Origin of the sequence: Paraburkholderia sp. SG-MS1, from assembly GCF_012275575.1 — a bacterium.
Lineage (GTDB): Bacteria > Pseudomonadota > Gammaproteobacteria > Burkholderiales > Burkholderiaceae > Paraburkholderia.
In genome coordinates, this window is record NZ_NPIH01000229.1 from 21,343 (window position 1) to 37,161 (window position 15,819).

Annotated in this window: 15 protein-coding genes; 7 read left to right on the forward strand and 8 right to left on the reverse strand. The window is 65.2% G+C overall.

The window, feature by feature from the left end; genetic code table 11:
* Positions 1–179 precede the first annotated feature (179 nt).
* The gene (locus CIC12_RS20895) at positions 180–1,058 is read right to left on the reverse strand and encodes an IclR family transcriptional regulator (protein WP_168666555.1); all 879 of its coding nucleotides are present in this window, start codon (positions 1,056–1,058) and stop codon (positions 180–182) included.
* A gap of 307 nt (positions 1,059–1,365) precedes the next feature.
* On the opposite strand from CIC12_RS20895, the gene CIC12_RS20900 reads away from it, so the two are divergent.
* The 7 genes from CIC12_RS20900 to CIC12_RS20930 are packed head-to-tail and all read left to right on the forward strand — an operon-like array spanning position 1,366 to position 8,212.
* Entirely contained in the window at positions 1,366–2,457 is a 1,092-nt protein-coding gene (locus CIC12_RS20900; RefSeq protein ID WP_168666557.1) for an ABC transporter ATP-binding protein, read from the forward strand.
* A complete protein-coding gene (locus CIC12_RS20905) occupies positions 2,450–3,364 on the forward strand; it encodes an ABC transporter permease (RefSeq protein ID WP_168666559.1) in 915 nt (304 codons plus the stop codon). Before CIC12_RS20900 ends, CIC12_RS20905 begins: the two co-directional genes overlap by 8 nt.
* 27 nt (positions 3,365–3,391) lie before the next feature.
* On the forward strand, positions 3,392–4,186 hold the full coding sequence (locus CIC12_RS20910; protein WP_168666561.1) for an ABC transporter permease: 795 nt from the start codon (positions 3,392–3,394) through the stop codon (positions 4,184–4,186).
* Positions 4,187–4,206: 20 nt separating this feature from the next.
* Positions 4,207–4,584 (forward strand): (2Fe-2S)-binding protein, encoded by a 378-nt coding sequence (locus CIC12_RS20915; protein ID WP_168666664.1) that lies wholly within the window; start codon positions 4,207–4,209, stop codon positions 4,582–4,584.
* The gene (locus CIC12_RS20920) at positions 4,581–6,014 is read left to right on the forward strand and encodes an FAD/NAD(P)-dependent oxidoreductase (protein ID WP_168666563.1); all 1,434 of its coding nucleotides are present in this window, start codon (positions 4,581–4,583) and stop codon (positions 6,012–6,014) included. Before CIC12_RS20915 ends, CIC12_RS20920 begins: the two co-directional genes overlap by 4 nt.
* Positions 6,007–7,134, forward strand: a complete 1,128-nt coding sequence (locus CIC12_RS20925; RefSeq protein ID WP_168666565.1) for an NAD(P)/FAD-dependent oxidoreductase — start codon at positions 6,007–6,009, stop codon at positions 7,132–7,134. Before CIC12_RS20920 ends, CIC12_RS20925 begins: the two co-directional genes overlap by 8 nt.
* Positions 7,135–7,165: 31 nt before the next feature.
* Entirely contained in the window at positions 7,166–8,212 is a 1,047-nt protein-coding gene (locus CIC12_RS20930) for an ABC transporter substrate-binding protein (RefSeq protein WP_168666567.1), read from the forward strand.
* A 94-nt stretch (positions 8,213–8,306) separates the two neighbouring features.
* Here the strand turns inward: CIC12_RS20930 and CIC12_RS20935 are convergent, their stop codons facing one another.
* The 7 genes from CIC12_RS20935 to CIC12_RS20965 all read right to left on the reverse strand — a co-directional run bounded on the left by CIC12_RS20935 (position 8,307) and on the right by CIC12_RS20965 (position 15,809).
* Entirely contained in the window at positions 8,307–8,606 is a 300-nt protein-coding gene (locus CIC12_RS20935; RefSeq protein ID WP_168666569.1) for a hypothetical protein, read from the reverse strand.
* Between the two features lie 71 nt (positions 8,607–8,677).
* Complete coding sequence (gene panE / locus CIC12_RS20940; RefSeq protein WP_168666571.1) at positions 8,678–9,613, reverse strand: 2-dehydropantoate 2-reductase; 936 nt, start codon at positions 9,611–9,613, stop codon at positions 8,678–8,680.
* Between the two features lie 259 nt (positions 9,614–9,872).
* Positions 9,873–10,847 carry a nucleoside hydrolase gene (locus tag CIC12_RS20945; protein WP_168666573.1) on the reverse strand — a complete coding sequence of 325 codons (975 nt, stop codon included), beginning with the start codon at positions 10,845–10,847 and terminating at the stop codon, positions 9,873–9,875.
* Entirely contained in the window at positions 10,844–11,233 is a 390-nt protein-coding gene (locus tag CIC12_RS20950; RefSeq protein ID WP_168666575.1) for a cytidine deaminase, read from the reverse strand. Before CIC12_RS20950 ends, CIC12_RS20945 begins: the two co-directional genes overlap by 4 nt.
* Positions 11,234–11,515: 282 nt before the next feature.
* Positions 11,516–12,703 carry a thiolase family protein gene (locus CIC12_RS20955; RefSeq protein WP_168666577.1) on the reverse strand — a complete coding sequence of 396 codons (1,188 nt, stop codon included), beginning with the start codon at positions 12,701–12,703 and terminating at the stop codon, positions 11,516–11,518.
* An 84-nt stretch (positions 12,704–12,787) separates the two neighbouring features.
* Positions 12,788–14,227: an efflux transporter outer membrane subunit gene (locus CIC12_RS20960; RefSeq protein ID WP_168666579.1), complete on the reverse strand. Its 1,440-nt coding sequence runs from the start codon at positions 14,225–14,227 to the stop codon at positions 12,788–12,790.
* Positions 14,228–14,237: 10 nt separating this feature from the next.
* Positions 14,238–15,809 carry a DHA2 family efflux MFS transporter permease subunit gene (locus tag CIC12_RS20965; RefSeq protein ID WP_168666581.1) on the reverse strand — a complete coding sequence of 524 codons (1,572 nt, stop codon included), beginning with the start codon at positions 15,807–15,809 and terminating at the stop codon, positions 14,238–14,240.
* Between the last annotated feature and the right edge of the window lie 10 nt (positions 15,810–15,819).

Below are 15,819 nucleotides of genomic sequence, written 5' to 3' on the forward strand. Positions count from 1 at the left end.
CCCATGCGCCAATTACCAGCGGAAAAACCAGAGGATGGAGTAGGGAGGCCCGCCTCGCGATAAGCTGCGCCGCATCGGGCTCGGGCTCCGGCAAGCGGAGCGGGCTCAATGATAAAGCATCGCGGAAAAGGAGGCGCCGCGGGGGGCGCCGCGCCGCTCAGCGCGTGTTCTTTCGCCGCTTATCCCGTGATCCGTTCGGTCGTCATCGCGCGCGACAAACCATGCATCGGGCGACGCAGCGCCACATCGAACGGATTGGTTTGCGGACCGATCGCATCGGCCTGGCGCCGCAGCAATTCCACCACCATCGGCAAACGGTCGTCACCCAGGCGGGCGGCCAGCGTACCGACGCTCAGCGCCGCCACCGCGACGCCGGTGCGGTCCAGAATCGGCACCGCCACGCCCGCCATGCCGTCGAGTACGCCACTATTGCGCCCCGCGTAGCCCAACTGACGCACGCGTTCGATCTCAGTGCGCAAATACACTTCGTCGAGCACGCCGTACCCGCGAATCCGCGGCACGTTGAAGCGAATGATCTCCTCGCGCTCCGCTTCGGGCAGAAACGCGAGAATCGCGAGGCTCCCCTGGCCGACACCCAGCGCGACGCGTCCGCCGATGTCACCGGTGAACGAGCGGATCGGAAACGGCCCTTCGCAGATGTCGAGGCACACCGCGTCGAAGCTGCTTTTGACCAGCAGGAAGATCGTGTCGCCAAGACTCGCGCACAGCCGCAGCAACGCCGGACGGCACAGCGTGCGCATGCCGCTCGGATTGCCGGCCTGCGCCGCGAGTGCGAAGAAGTCGACGCTCAGCCGGTACAGCTTCGAGCTTTCGTCCTGTTCGACCATGCCCTCGGCAATCAACGCCTGGAGGATGCGATGCACGGTGCCCTGGGTCAGCCCCACAGCTTTGGCGAGCCGCGTGACGCGGCCGCCGTCCGGTTGTGCTTCCGACAACGCCCGGATCACGGCAAAGGCGCGCTCCAGCATGCCCGGGCCGGGCGCGTCGCACGGCTGGGCCGGTGCGGCAGCGGTGTCTCGTTTGGCGGCAGCATTCATCCTGTCGGTTCTCAATCATTTCATTGTTCGGAATACTTTAAAACGTTTTCTCCGCAAACGGAAGCTTGCCCGGCAACTGCGAAGCCACCGATTGGGCTGACGCATAGGGATATTCCGGACCCCACGCAGCGGAATAGTTCATTTGTACCTCGCTAAATATATTCCAATTAACGGAATTTTTTTCAATCTTATCTCGCCAAACGGAATTTCAAATTGACGCCTGGTAATTTGGCTGGCTAGAGTCGGCTCCATCGCGGCTCACAGCAGTTGCCGTTTGAATCGAGTCGAACCATCAAAAGGCCAGACCATGTCGTTCCTCACACTCACCGATGTCGCCAGATCGTTCGGCAACCTGCAAGCAGTCGCCGACGTGAACCTGTCGGTGGAAAAAGGCGAGTTCGTTTCGCTGCTGGGGCCATCCGGCTGCGGCAAGACCACCACGCTGCAGATGATCGCGGGCTTCGTCGAAACGACACGCGGGCGCATCACGCTCGACGGCCGCGACATCACGCACATGAAGCCGAACAAACGCGGGCTCGGCATCGTGTTCCAGAGCTACGCGCTGTTTCCGCATATGAGCGTCGCCGACAACGTCGGCTTCGGTCTGGAAATGCGCAACATCGACAAGGCCGAGCGGCAGGAGCGGGTGCGCGNAGCGCTCGCCCTGGTGCGGCTCGACACGCTCGCGCATCGCTTTCCGCGCGAGTTGTCCGGCGGTCAGCGGCAACGCGTGGCGATCGCCCGCGCGATCGTGATCGCCCCGCCGGTGCTGCTGCTCGATGAACCGATGTCGAATCTCGACGCCAAGCTGCGCGAAGACATGCAATTCGAACTGCGCAGCATTCAACGCAAGATCGGCACGACCACGATCATGGTCACGCACGACCAGTCCGAAGCGCTGTCGATCAGCGATCGCGTGGTGGTGATGGAAGCCGGCCGCATCACGCAGATCGACACGCCGTATGAAGCGTATGAGCGCCCCGAGAACCGCTTCGTCTCGCAGTTCATCGGCAAGGCCAACATGCTGCCGGGCACCGTGGCGGCGCGCGACGGCGACGCGATCCGCATCGACCTCGGCCATGACCTCGCGGAAACCGGCCGCACCGCGCAGTTGCCGGCGCGCGAGCGCGCGGTCGCGGTCGGCGACGCGGTGACCTTGTGCATCCGCCCGGAAAAGCTGCGCCTGTGCGCGCCCGACAGGGGTCGGGTGCGGGCCACCGTGACAAGCCGCTTCTTTCTCGGCAGCCAGTGGCTGTACCGGCTCGACAGCCGGCTCGGCGAAGTGCTGGTGTGCTGCCAGAACGAAGGCGCAGAGCCGCTGCCGGAAGGCGCTGCGGTGGGGGTCGACTGGAACAGCGAAGCAATCCGCTTCATTCAACGGGATGCACAACATGGCTAGCACGCTGCCCGCCACCGACAACGGCAGTCGGCCGTCCGGCGACGCCCGGCGCGCGCCGTGGCACGCGTTCCTGCCGCTCTGGCTGATGTGCGCGCCGGCCTTTCTGCTGTTCGCGGCACTGGTGCTGATTCCGCTTGCGATGACCCTGGTGCTGACCTTCTACCGCTTCGACCCGGCGAGCGGTCCGCTCGCCGCCTTCCAGTTCGGCAACTACGTCGAGGTGTTGGGTTCTGCGTATTTCCACACGATCTTCCTGCGAACCTTCGGCATCGCGTTTCTCGTCACGCTGCTGTGCGTCGCGATCGGCACGCCCGAAGCGTACGTGCTGTCGCGCATGCGCGATCCGTATCGCTCGATGTTTCTACTGGTGATTCTCGCGCCGCTGCTGGTGTCGGTGGTGGTGCGCGCGTTCGGCTGGAGCATGCTGCTCAACAGCAACGGTCTGGTGAATCAGGCCTTCGGTCTGGTCGGCCTCGGCCCCTACAAGCTCGAATACACGACCTTCGCGATCGTCATCGCCCTCGTGCACGTCATGCTGCCGTTCATGGTGATCCCCGTGTGGACCGCATTACAGAAGCTCGACCCGCAAACGGAAAACGCCGCGCTCTCGCTGATGGCTTCGCCCACCACCGTGCTGCGCCGCATCGTGTTGCCGCAACTCACGCCCGGCATTCTGTCCGGCAGTCTGATGGTGTTCGGTTTGTCGGCGAGCGCGTTCGCGATTCCCGGCCTGCTCGGCGGACGGCGCCTGAAAGTCGCCGCCACCGCCGTCTACGACGAATTCCTCGGCTCGCTGAACTGGCCGCTCGGGGCGACCATCGCGCTGCTGTTGCTGGTCGCGAATCTGATCGTGATGCTCACCTACTACCGGGTTCTGGAACGCAGATACGCCAGAAGCCTGGGTTGATCGACTGCCTCATCGAGTGAAGGCATCATGAGAAAAAACGGCCCCGTCGCGCTGATTTTCCACACGCTGGTGATTGCGTTCGTGCTCGCGCCGCTCGTGATCGTCGTGCTGGTCGCGTTCACGCCTGACGAAACGCTCACGCTGCCCACGCACGGCCTCTCGCTGCGCTGGTTCCGCGCGATCCTCAATTACCCGGACTTCATTTCCGCGTTCTTCAACAGCCTGAAGCTGGCGTTCGCGTCGGCGACGTTGTCTCTGCTCGTCGCGCTGCCCGCCGCGCTCGCGATCGGCCGGGCGCGCTTTCCGGGCCGCGCGTTTCTGAACGGTCTGCTGCTCTCGCCGCTCGTGATTCCCGGCCTCGTGCTCGGTATCGCGTTGCTGCGCTTCTTCGCGCTGATCGGCGCGACCGGTTCGTTCGCGTGGCTCGTGCTCGCGCACATGATCATCATCACGCCGTTCGTGATGCGGCTCGTGCTCGCTTCGGTGAGCGGTCTCGACCGCAGCGTCGAACACGCCGCGCACTCGCTCGGCGCGCACGCGTGGACCACGTTTCGTCGCATCACCTTCCCGATGATTCTGCCGGGCATTACCGGCGGCTGGCTGCTCGCGTTCATCAACAGCTTCGACGAAGTGACGATGTCGATCTTCGTCACTTCGCCGCAAACCGTCACGCTGCCGGTGCGCATGTACATGTACGCGACCGAATCGATCGACCCGATGATGGCTTCCGTCTCCGCGCTGGTGATCTTCATCACGGCCGGCGCGATGCTGCTACTCGATCGTGCGTACGGATTGAACCGGATTCTGATCGGCCAGCACTGATGTCTTCTTCCTACTCTGCAATGCCATCCAGCCCGCCGTTTTCCGATGCCGCCACGCGTACACACGAGCCGCAATTCGTTCGTCTCGCCGAAACGCAGCGCGAGCCGCTGCGGTTTTTTCTCGATGGCCGCGAAGTCGCCGCGCTGCAAGGCGACACGCTGCTGACCGCGGTGTTGACGCACCAGCGCCGCGTGCGCTACAGCGAATTCAGCGGCGCACCGCGCGCCGGCTTCTGCCTGATCGGCGCCTGCCAGGACTGCTGGATGCGTACCGAAGACGGCCGGCGTCTGCGCGCGTGCTCGACGCCGGTGACCGACGGCTTGCGGGTGCTCACGCGGTTTGCCGCGAGCGAAGCGGGCGCCGTTGCCGTTGCTCCCGTCGATGGAAACGCGCGATGAACGACGAACGCCGCATCGTGATCGTCGGCGCGGGTCCGGCCGGCGTGCGCGCCGCGCAGACGCTGGTCGCGGCGGGCCTCAGTCCCATCGTGATCGATGAAAACGCCCGCTGGGGCGGCCAGATTTATCGGCAACCGCCCGCGCACGGCGACTTTCAGCGCTCGAAAAAAGCACTCTACGGTTTCGAAGCGCACAAGGCCGACGCGTTGCATACGACCATGGCCACGCTGCTGCCGCATCTCGACTACCGTCCCGACACGCTTGCGTGGGCCTGCGAAACAGGCTGGCTCGATACGCTGCAAGCGGGACGCGAAACCCGCGTGGCGTTCTCGCACCTGATCATCGCGAGCGGCGCGACCGATCGCGTGCTGCCGCTGCCGGGCTGGACGCTGCCCGGCGTCTACACGCTCGGCGCGGCACAGGTCGCGCTGAAGGCGCAAGGCTGCGCGATCGGCCGACGCGTCGTGCTGGCAGGCACCGGGCCGCTGCTCTACCTGGTGGCGTATCAGTACGTCAAGGCGGGGGCGCAGGTGCTGGCCGTGCTCGACACCAGCCCGCTCTTTCAACAGATCGCCGCCACGGCGAAACTCGCGCGTCTGCCGTCAACGTTCGCCAAAGGCCTGTACTACGTCGGTTGGTTGAAAACGCGTGGCGTGCGCATCGAACGCGCGGTGAAACTCGTGGGTATTCGCGGCGCACACGGCGTGGAGGCGATCGAATGGCGCAAGCCGGGCGACGGTGCGGCGAACCAAACGATCGCCTGCGACGCGCTCGGCATCAGCTTCGGGCTGAAGCCGGAAACGCAACTCGCCGACCTCGCGGGGTGCCGTTTCCGTTTCGATCCGACCAACCGCTGCTGGCTGCCCGAACTCGATGCCGCCGGCCGTAGTTCGGTGCGCGGCATTTACCTCGCCGGCGACGGTGCGGGCATTGCGGGCGCCGACGCCGCCGAACTGGCGGGCCGCCGCACGGCGCTCGCCTTGCTCGACGATCTCGGTATCGAACCGGCGCGCGGCGCTGGTCTGCCCGACGCGGCGTCGCTTGAACGCGGCCTGAAGCGTATCGCCGTGTTTCGCGAGGGCATCGAAGCGGCCTTCGCGCCGCCCGCGCAGTGCGCCGCGCAATGGCCCGACGACATGACCGTGTGCCGCTGCGAAGAGATCGACACGGGCACCGTGCGGCGCTGCATTCGCGGCGGCGAAGCGAACGAGATCAACCGTCTGAAGGCGCTCACGCGGGTCGGCATGGGCCGCTGCCAGGGGCGTATGTGCGGCGAAGCGGCGCTCGCGCTGCTCGCCGAGGAAACCGGCAAGCCGCTCGAAGCGGTCGGCCGCCTGCGCAGCCAGCCGCCCGTGAAACCGATTCCGCTTTCACCCGCCATGTACGCCGACGACGTCGCCGAGATCGCCGCGGAGGCCCGTGATGAGTGACGCGCTGCATTACGACATCGTCATTGCGGGCGGCGGTCTCGTCGGTTCGTCGGCCGCGTTGGCGCTCGCGCGCCGTGGCCTGCGCGTGGGCCTGTTCGAGCGGCGCTATTGCGGCGCGCAGGCGAGCGGCGTGAACTACGGCGGCGTGCGCTGCCAGGGCCGCCCGGTCGAACAGATGCCGCTCGCGATGCGCGCGCGGCGCATCTGGGACCGCTTGCCCGAACTGATCGGCATCGACGGCGAGTTTGCGGTGTCAGGCCATTTGCGGCTCGCGCGCAGCGAAGCCGATCTTGCCGCGCTGCAGGCATGGGCCGACATGGCGCGCGATTACGGACTGCGCTCGCAGGTGCTGGATGGCGCAGACTTCCGCCGACGCTACCCGTGGCTCGGCGCGGCAGCCATCGGCGGCTCGTTGTGCGCGAGCGACGGTCATGCGAACCCGCGTCTCGTGTCGCCGGCCTTCGCGCGTGCCGCGCGAGCCGCAGGCGCGGACGTACGCGAGCAAACCGAACTGACCGGAATTCATCATGACGGCACGCGATTTCAGTTGCGCGCCGGCGACACGCGCATCAGCGCCGACTGGTTGATCAACTCCGCCGGTGCATGGGCGAACAAGGTCGCAAGTCATTTCGGCGAGACCGTGCCGATGAAACCGATCTACCCGAACATGTGGGTCACCGAGCCGCTACCGCTCTTCATCACGCACAACCTCGGCGTGTACGGCGGCGGCATCTACGCGCGGCAGGTGGCGCGCGGCAATTGCGTGATCGGCGGCGGACGCGGCCATGGCAACGGCGAATACGGCCAGCCGTCGACACAAACCACACGCGCCGTGATGCGCGACGCGTGTGCGCTGCTGCCCGCGCTGCGCGAGGCGCTGCTGATCCGCACGTGGAGCGGCGTCGAAGGCGAGACCGCCGACAGCAAGCCGGTGATCGGCGCGAGCCGCACGATGCCGCGTCTATTGCATGCGTTCGGCTTTTCGGGCGGGGGCTTTCTGCTTGCGCCCGGCGTCGGCGAAGTCCTGGCCGACCTCGTGATCGACGGCACCACGCCCACGCCACTCGACGCCTTTTCGATTGGCCGCTTTGCCGCGGCGACCACCTCATCCGTCGCTTAAGTCTCAAATCCAGTGAAACTCAGGAGCCCCTATGAAACTGTTGAAGACGCTTGCGGCACTCGCCGCCCTGTGTGCGTTCGGCGCCGCCGCGCCGGCGTGGTCGCAGACCAGAACGATCTACATCGGCATGAACGGCGGTCCGATGGAAAAGGCCTATACGAGCCAGGTGCTGCCCGATTTCGAAAAAGCCAACAACGTGCACGTGGTGGTGGTGCCGGGCACGTCGTCGGATATTCTCGCGAAACTGCTCGCCAACAAAGCCAGTCCGCAGATTCACGTGGTGTTTCTCGATGACGGCGTGATGGCGCGCGCGGTCAGCATGGGCGTGTGCAAGAAGCTCGACGACTCGCCGGTGCTCAAGGAGCTCTATCCGTTCGCGCGCATGAAAGACGACATGGGCGCGGGCGTGCAGTTGGGCATGACAGGCATCGCGTACAACAAGAAGCTGTTCGCCGAAAAAGGCTGGGCGCCACCGACTTCGTGGATGGATTTCGCCAATCCGAAGTACAAGGGCAAGGTGGTGTTCCAGTCGGCTTCGAGCAGCACCTTCGGGCTGCACGGCTTTCTCGCGATCAACCGGCTGATGGGCGGCAGCGAGCAGAACGTCGAACCGGGCTTCACGAAATGGGCGAGCACGGTGGGCCCGAACGTGGTCGAGTACGTGCCGAATTCGGCGAAGATTTCCGAAATGGTTCAGACCGGCGAAGCGGGTCTGTTCCCGCTGACGCCGACCGGCGTCGGCGATCTGCAGGACAAGGGCATTCCGGTCGCTTATGTGAATCCGAAGGAAGGACCGGTGCTGCTGCTGGTCGATCTGTGCGTGGTCAACAACAACCCGGATCCGCAACTGGCGCAAAAGCTCGCGCAATTCCTGCTGTCCGCGCCGGCGCAGACGAAAGCCGCTGAGGCCGGCAAACAGATCCCGACCAACCATCTCGCGAAGATGACGCCGCCGATGCAACAAAGTCTCGGCAACGTCGACGATCTGGTCCGCAAGGTGACCGTGGTGGATTGGGACACGATCAACGCGCATCGCGCGCAATGGGACACGCGCTGGAACCGGCAGATCGAGCGCTAGATCCGCCGGGTTCTGGTTCAGGTTTAATGGAAGAGAACGCGCCTTGGCGCTACAAGGCGCGTTCTCTACGCGGCGTACGTGATGCCCGTGGCATTCAGAAAACCACCGAGATCGCCACCGCGAGCCAGATCGCGATGACGCCCGTGAGAAACAGATGCCGCGCGACGCGGATGCGCGCATCGCTATCTTCCGGCTCGACGGGACTCGTCGCCATCCACGGCACGAGCCCGAGGCAAGCGAAGCCAATCAGCGCGCAGATGAAGACGATGATGTCGGCGGCACGCCATTTGGTCGGCTCATACAGGCCCCAGTAGCCCAGAAAGACGATGCCGATCGAGAAGATCGTTGCCGAAGCGGCACTCAGCGCGGGCACCGATCCAATTGGACTCGGCATGGTTCACCTCCGATCGTTAGGCTGCGATGACGGTCCTTCCTCATCCCCCTGCCTGCCCCTGCGGCCCGCGCTCAGGACGTGCGCGCCTGGCGCGCTTCGTAGGTCTTGAGATGGCTATAAGCGATGCGCAGCAGCGACACGCCGTGCTCGCCCTTTTGTGCATCGCCGCCGCGCACGATCAGATCGCCGAGAATGTGATCCGCCTCGGTATGCGAGTGGTTTTCCACATCCCGCAGCATCGACGCGGTCAGCGGCGAAGGCGTGAACAGCGTCTGGGTGGCGCGCGCGTCGAAGTCCGGGCCCATCGTGAAGCCGTTGTGTTCGGCCACGGCGCGGCACTCGCCCAACAGATTCTCGATCACGCGCTTGCCGTCCGGCGCGGCCAGAATATCGCCGACCGACCCGCGCATCAGGCAGGTACTCGCCGCCAACGTGGCCAGGAAAACCCACTTCTCCCACATGCGTAACAGAATGTTGTCGCTGACCGAGACGTCGAAGTTCGCGTCGGCCATCGCGTCCGCAATCGCCTGCACACGTTCGGACGTGCCGCCCGCCAGTTCGCCGAAAGTGATCGCGTGCATGTCGTTCAGATGGACGACGTGCTGCTCGGCGTTGAGCGTCGCGGCGATTACGCATTGACCGCCGAGTACGCGTGACGCGCCGAACTTTTCCGTGAGGACGTCGATATGGCGCATGCCGTTGAGCATCGGCAGGATCAGCGTCGACTCGCCGACCAGCGGCGCGAAGGAATCGATGGCGTCGTCGAGACTGTAGGCTTTGCAGCTGAGCAGCACCAGGTCGAACGGCTCGGCGCTGACGCCGGCAAGAATCGTCTTGATGCCGTCCAGCTTGAGGTCGCCACGCGGGCTGCTGATGACGAGTCCGTCGCGCTGCAGCTTTTCCGCCCGGCCCGCGCGCACGAGGAAGGTCACGTCCTGACCCGCCGCCGCGAGACGCCCGCCGAAGTACCCGCCTACCGCGCCCGCCCCTACAACTAGAATTCGCATCTTTTGGCCTCTTGATAGATGTCGGTCACGCGCGCCGCGCCTTGTTGGAGAGTTCCGGCTCGCGTACACAGTGTGTGTGCAGGAAATGTAGCAAAGATTGCCGCGACGCATGGGCGACGATTGCCGAACTGTGCGTGGTGCGATGCAGCGTCGCCGCGGCTCGCGGCTGCTCAGGTCAGATGAATCGTAGCGATGCGCCGCCTGGCTCACAGCTTCTTCAGTATCGGCCGCCCGCGCGGTGCGGCGCCTTTCAAAACCGCTACCTCGATTGCGGCGAGCCGCAAATGGTGCGTTCGTAGAGCGCCAGCATCCCCGGCACGTCCACGCCGATGCAGACCTTGCACGCCGGGCGGCTGTCCCAGTCCGGCGCGGGCACGGGCAGCGTCGCCGGCTTCTGGATGGTCTGGCCCACCGCGATGCCTTGCGTCAACACGCGCACCGGACCGCTGCGCGTCGTATAGAGGTGCGGCGCCAGCACGTAAGCGACCGCCGATGAATCGTGCACATAGATGCCGGCCAATTGCGCGCTTTGTTCGTGAAAAGCCTCGTAATGACGCGACACGTCCCACACGAATTGCCCCGCCGCACCGCCGCGCTCGCGCAGCGACGCGAGATACGCGCGGCTCATGATGGTCTGCTGCGTGACGTCGAGCCCGACGACCGCCACCGGCCACGCCGCGCCCAGCACGCGGTCGGCCGCGTCGGGGTCGCCGAGAATGTTGGCCTCTGCGGCTGGCGTCACATTGCCGTGCACGCCGCCCGTGCCAAATGCGCCGCCCATGATCACCACCTGCCTGACGAGCGGCGCGATCTGCGGATCGTCGGCGAGCGCTAGCGCGAGGTTCGTCAGCGGCCCCACCGCGAGCAGCGTGACTTCGCCCGGATGCGCGCGCACCGTGTCGATGATGAAGCGGTGCGCAGGCCGCGCGTCGAGCGGCGCCGTGCAGCGAGTGTCGAACGCGATGTTGCCGAGGCCGTTGTCGCCGTGAATCCGCGCGAGCGGCGCGGGCGCGGCGCGCCTGAGCGGCGCCGCCGCGCCCTGCGCAACCGGCACACCGGCAGCGAAGCGCCCGGCCAGGAAGCGCGCATTGCGCGTCGTCGTCTCGATCGTCGCGTTGCCGAACACGCTCGTCAGGCCGAGCAGTTCGATGTCGGGGTGCAGCACCTGGAAGACGAGCGCCATCGCATCGTCGACGCCTGGGTCGGTGTCGTAGATGATCTTATGCCCGCTCATAGGTAGAACGCGTCCGGCAGTTGCTCGCGCGCGGTGGTGTCGCGCGTGGCGCCGCGCAGATTGCCAAGGCGAATCGGCAGAGCGGGGCCGCCCAGTTCGAGGATCACCTGGCGGCATGCCCCGCACGGTGCGATCGGGCCGTCGGTGTCGCCGATCACGGCAAGCGCTGCGAACTGATCGCGCCCGTAACCCGCGGCGATTGCGCTGAAAAACGCCGTGCGTTCAGCGCAATTGCACAAGCCGTAAGCGGCGTTCTCGACGTTGCAGCCGTCGAACACCTGGCCGTCGCGCGTCAATAGCGCGGCACCGACCTTGAATGTCGAATAAGGCGCGTAGGCCTTTTCTCGCGCGACGCTTGCGCGTTCCAGGAGTTGCTCCATGTTCATGCGGGCGGTCCTCGATTCGGTTTTGCGTGATGAACATGCCGGGGATAATGGCGCCCATCGGGTTCGTGAGCGTCAGGGCGGGCTTGGTACGCACGCCGTCGCGCGATGTCGCGCGGTTCGATGCGTGACTGTGCCAAACCCTCGGGCCGGCTTCGCGATCAATCGCAGCAACCTTCGCAAAGCCGGATGACGCGCACGACAGGGTAGCAATAGTACGCTGATGGAGTGGTCACGGGCCAGTCGTGTTCATGCTCGCGACGTCCGGGCATACAGCCGCCGAACCTACAGCGTTTCCAGCGCCAGCGCGATCCCCTGCCCGCCGCCAATGCACAACGTCACGATGCCGCGCTTGAGTCCGTCGCGCCGCATCGAATGAACGAGGCGCGTGGTCAGCACCGCACCGGTCGCGCCGATCGGATGACCGTGCGCAATCGCGCCGCCCTGCACGTTGATCAGTTCGTCCGCCATGCCGAGCCGGCGCGCGACCGCGATCGGCACCGCAGCGAACGCTTCGTTGATTTCGAAGCGCTCGACATCGTCCAGTTGCCAACCCGCGCGCGCCAAAGCGATCTGCACGGCCGGGACCGGACCGAGACCGAACATGCCCGGTTCGACCGCCGCGACCCCATACGCGACGAGCCGCGCGAACGGCTCGATGCCGCGCGCTTCGGCGAAACTCCGCTCGGCCACCAGCATCGCGGCCGCGCCGCTGTTCAACCCCGGCGCGTTGCCCGCGGTGATCGTGCCGTCCGGGCGGAAGGCCGGACGTAATCTGGCGAGCGTCTCCACGGTGGTGTCCGGGCGCGGCTGTTCATCGCGCGTGAACTGCTGCGGACCTTTGCGCGCGGGGATATCCACCGCTACCAGTTCGGCGTCGAAGTCACCGCGCGCCTGCGCTTCGGTAAAGCGCTGTTGCGAGCGCGCGGCCCAACGGTCCTGGGCTTCTCGCGTGATGTCGAACTGGTTGACGAGGTCTTCGGTATGCCAGCCCGAATGCTCGCCGGAAAACGCGTCGTTCAGGCCGTCGCGCAGCAGGCTGTCGTGAATCTGCGCGTTACCCATCCGATACCCCCGGCGCCCACCATCGAGCAGATACGGTGCGCGATCCATGTTCTCCATACCGCCCGCGACGACGGCATCGCCAAGGCCTAACCAGATCTCCTGAGCCGCCGACGCGATGGCCTGGGCGCCGGAGCCGCACACGCGATTGACGGTCAGCGCCGGCACCGCCACCGGTACGCCGCCACCAATCGACGCCTGACGCGCCGGGTTCATTTTATTGCCGGCCTGAATCACGTTACCCATCACGACCGACGCCAGCGCGCCCGCATCGAGCCGGCTGCGCCGCAGCGTCTCACGCACGGCCGCCGCGCCGAGTTCGGCTGCGCTCACGTCCTTCAGCGATCCGCCGAATGCGCCAATCGGCGTTCTCACCGGATTGCAGATCACTACTTCTCGCGTACTCGTCATGGTTTCTCTCCAGTTGAATCTGCACTGCGTTTTCTACTGCGCCTGTCTGCTCATTGAATGGCGCCGATTGGTCGCCGCCACGAATTAGCGTTTCGCCGATACCGCCGCCACCGTCTCGCCCGCCACGACATCCCACCCGCCACCCAGCGAGCGGTACAACGCGACTGCCGAAAGCGCATGCTCGCGCTTCGCCTGATTCAGCGATTGCGCGTCGCGCAGATACGCCTCCTGCGCGGCGAGCACGTCGAGAAAGCTCGACGCGCCCCCCTTGTACAGTTCGGTCGACAAACGCAGCGCCTGGTTCGACGCATCCAGTGCGCCGCCGAGCCGTTGCACCTGCACCGCACCGCTCACCAGATCGCTGCGGTTGTCCTCGATCTCCTTCAGCGCCTGCAGCATAGTCTGCTGCAAACCGAGCTGCGATTCGCGCATGCGACTCTCGCTCGCGTCGATATTCGCGGTGATGCGGCCCGCGTTGAAGATCGGGCTCGCCGCATTCAACGCGGCGCTAAAGAGGTTGTCGGTGAGCGTCGGCAAGCCGAGATACGACGAAGCGAGCAGGCCATTGGTGAGATCAATCCTGAACTGCGGATAGCGCTGCGCCTTCGACACCCCCACTTGCGCCGCGCGCTGCTCGACCAGCGCATAGGCGGTGCGCACATCGGGCCGTTGCAACAGCGCGTCGGAGGGCAGCATCTGCGGTGCGCTTTGCGCGGGCAGCGGAATCTCGCGGGCGTCGGCCAGCACCAAACCGTCGACGCTCTCCGGCGTGCGGCCCGAATACACCGCGATCAGACTCAATTGATGCTGCACGGCGGATTGCATGCGCGGAATCTGCGACTGCAAATCCTCCAACTGATTCTGCGCACGCGCGACATCGAGTTGCGTCGACAGTCCGTAGTGCAGACGTTGTTGCGTGAGGTTCAGCCCACGAGCGCGAATCTGCTCGTTGTCGCTGAGAATCTGCAATTGCGTCTGTGCCCAGCGCAGATCGATATACGCCGCCGCCGCGTTCGCGGCGAGCGCGAGCCGCACCTGATTCAGCGCCGCCTCGCTTCCGGACACCTGGGCCTGCGCGGCCAGTACCGCGAGACGTTCGCCGCCGAATACATCGGGCGTCCAGCTCGCTGTCAGGCCAATGCCGGCCTCGCGCACATAGCCGAGCGGCGGCGGCGTGTTCTGCCGCGTGTTCGAGGCGGTTGCGCTAGCGTTCAATTCGGGCAGCAAGGCCGCGCGATTCTGCTTCGCCAGATCCTGTGCCTGCCGCACGCGCTCCACGGCGGCCTGCACGTCGAGATTGCCGGTCAGAACCGACTCGACCAGCTGATGCATGACCGGGTCGCCGAATTGCGACCACCACGCGTCGGGGCTGACGTTGTCTTGCGGTGCATCGACGCTCCACGCTGTCGGCGCGACAGTCTTGACCGTCTGCGGCAAATCCGCGTGCGTGGCCGGTTGCACCGCGCACGCCGCGAGCGTCAGGAAGGCCGCGCTCGCCAGTACTTTGATTAAGATCGGCTTCATGTCGAAATCCTCAATGGGCCTCGGGCGGCGGCGCGGTGTTGCCGAATGGGCGCGAGAACAGCACGCTTAGCAAACCGACCACGAAACAGAGCGACACGGCAAGAAACGTGTCGGAGAAAGTGAGCACCAGCGCTTCGCGCAACAGCACGTCGTGCAATTGGTCGAGCCCCGCGTGCGCCGCATTCAGCACATTCCCGCCGATGGCCGCGAAGTATTCGGCCTGCTTCTGCAAGATAGATTCGACCGCTGGCCGGCCCGCATTCAGGTGCTCGTCGAGCCGCTCGTAATGAAAGTTCAGGCGATCGTTGAGCATCGTGCTGCTCACCGCGATGCCGATCGCGCCGCCCAGATTGCGCATCAGGTTGAAGAGGCCGCTGGCGGAGCGAAGCCTCGACGGCGGCAACGCCCCCAGCGCCATCGTGACGATAGGCGGAATACAGAACTGCTGGCCGATACCGCGCAACGCCTGTGGAATCAGCAGTTGCTGCCAGCCCCATTGACTCGTCAACGGCACGTACAAATAGCAGCCGATACCGAACAGTGCGAGCCCGAACACCATCAGCAGGCGCATATCGACGACACGCGCGAGCATCGAATACGCGGCCAACGCAATCAACTGGAAACAGCCGACCGAGAGCAACGCGAGACCGATCTGCAACGAATCGAAGCCGCGTACCCGCGCCAGAAACATGGGCGTCAGAAATACCGTGCAGAAGATCCCGATGCCGGTGATGAAGGACAGCAGGCTGCCGATACCGAAGTTGCGCACCGCGAGCGCGCGCAAATCGACGATCGGTTCTTTCGCGGTGAACGCGTGCACGATGAACAGAAAACCGCAGATCGCCGAGACCCATGTGCACAGAACGATCACGTCGTCGCCAAACCAGTTCTTGCGCGGGCCCTCTTCGAGTACGTATTCGAGGCAGCCGAGAAAACCCGACATCAGCAGGATGCCGAGGTAGTCGCCTTTTTTCAGCAGCGAGAGGTCGACCTTATCGATATGAACGTACTTCGGCACCATCACCGTGACGGCAATGCCCGGCAGCAGGTTCAGATAGAACAGCCAGTGCCACGACCATTGCGACGTGATCCAGCCTCCGATCACCGGACCGATGGTCGGCGCGAGCGACGCCAGCGCGCCGATCGTGGTGGACGCGATCAGTCGCTGCTTGCCGGGAAACAGCACGAACGCGGTGGTGAACACCGTCGGAATCATCGCGGCGCCGGCCGCGCCCTGCAAACCGCGAAACAGGATCATCGAGTTGATGTCCCACGCGAGTCCGCACAACATGCTCGTGAGCGTGAAGCCGAGCGCGGAGAACGTGAAGAGCCAGCGCGTGGAGAACACGCGCGTGAGCCAGCCGGACATCGGAATCACGATGATTTCCGCAATCAGATACGAGGTCTGCACCCAGGAGAGTTCGTCCTGGCTCGCGGACAGGCCGCCGCCGATGTCGCGCAGCGAGGACGCCACGATCTGGATATCGAGCGTGGCCATGAAGAAGCCGACGCACATCAGCGCGAACGCGAAGACTTTGGTGCGGGTCGGCTGGTCGGCGGGATTGTCGAGGACTTGAGTCATGGTCGGCTCA